The organism is Bacillus sp. AF62 (assembly GCF_050312695.1).
Classification (GTDB): Bacteria; Bacillota; Bacilli; order Bacillales; family Bacillaceae_G; genus Bacillus_A; species Bacillus_A cereus.
In genome coordinates this window covers 1-201 of the sequence record NZ_JBNPJZ010000338.1, presented here as the reverse complement: position 1 = coordinate 201, position 201 = coordinate 1, and the positions used below count along the sequence as shown (strand labels likewise).

Sequence of the window (201 nt, the reverse complement as noted above, 5' to 3'; positions counted from 1 at the left end):
AGTAGTTCCAGTGGAACCGGTAGAGCCAGTAGTTCCAGTAGGCCCAGTGGAGCCAGTAAGTCCAGTGGAACCAGTAGCCCCAGTAGCCCCGGTAGGCCCAGTGGAGCCAGTAAGTCCAGTAGCCCCAGTAGTTCCAGTGGAACCGGTAGAGCCAGTAGTTCCAGTGGAACCGGTAGAGCCAGTAGTTCCAGTGGAACCGGT

Annotated in this window: 1 protein-coding gene; it reads left to right on the top strand. The window is 57.7% G+C overall.

Translation table 11 applies throughout. From position 1 onward, the window contains the following. Window positions 1–201, top strand: a 201-nt coding sequence (locus ACQRBL_RS33060; protein WP_427736517.1) for a hypothetical protein, incomplete at both ends; no start/stop codon positions are given.